Annotated in this window: 2 protein-coding genes; both read right to left on the bottom strand. The window is 68.6% G+C overall.

Annotated elements, in window-relative coordinates; genetic code table 11:
* Nucleotides 1-98: FAD-dependent oxidoreductase (locus JK359_RS38535; RefSeq protein ID WP_201844395.1), on the bottom strand; the 98-nt coding region annotated here is incomplete at its 3' end.
* Nucleotides 99-197: 99 nt separating this feature from the next.
* Nucleotides 198-602: a nuclear transport factor 2 family protein gene (locus JK359_RS38530; RefSeq protein ID WP_201844393.1), complete on the bottom strand. Its 405-nt coding sequence runs from the start codon at nt 600-602 to the stop codon at nt 198-200.
* Between the last annotated feature and the right edge of the window lie 15 nt (nt 603-617).

Genomic DNA, 617 nt, shown 5'->3' with positions numbered 1-617 from the left:
CGGCGTTCCACGACGGTCACCTCCACCCCGTGCAGGCGCAACTCCGCGGCGAGCCAGAGTCCCACCGGGCCGGCCCCGGCGATGAGCACATCGAGCATGACAACCACTTCCTCTCGCTTTGGGACGATGCGCCGTGACGGCGGCGCGGCGATGTGCTGGGCCAGGGGCGGTCTCGGGCGTCAGGTGGGCAATGTGGCTCAGCGGGCGCTGCCGAGGTTCCTGTCGGCGTCGGTGCCTTCGAGCATGAGGGTGGTCTCCTCGATGCGGCGGAAGCGGCCGTCGGGGGCGAACTCGGCGAAGAGGTAGACCTCCATGCGGACGGTGGAGCCGTCGGTCTTGATGACCTCCATGGTGTGGCGGTCGGCGTAGCGGTCACCGGAGAAGAGCTCGTCGTGCACCTCTACCGAGCCACCGGCAACAACCGTGCGCAGGTGAGCGATATGGGCGAGGAACTCGGTGCGATCGTCCCAGCTTCCGTCAGTGCGCTGACGGTAGTCAGGGGCGAAGTGCCGGTCGGCGGCCTCGTCGAGGTCGAGGCCCGGGGTGAGAAGCAGATCGGTGAGAGCGGAGCGGACATCGGTGCGGGTGCTGGCGGTGGTCATGACGGTCCCCTTGGT

Origin of the sequence: Streptomyces actinomycinicus (assembly GCF_016741775.1) — a bacterium.
Classification (GTDB): Bacteria; Actinomycetota; Actinomycetes; order Streptomycetales; family Streptomycetaceae; genus Streptomyces; species Streptomyces actinomycinicus.
The sequence above is the reverse complement of the archived record's forward strand: the minus strand, read 5'-3'. Positions and strand labels throughout refer to the sequence as shown.

What these genes read in the sequence shown, in the direction of transcription:
- JK359_RS38530 (WP_201844393.1), bottom strand. Translation starts at nt 602, where the DNA reads ATGACCACCGCCAGCACCCGCACCGATGTCCGCTCCGCTCTCACCGAT.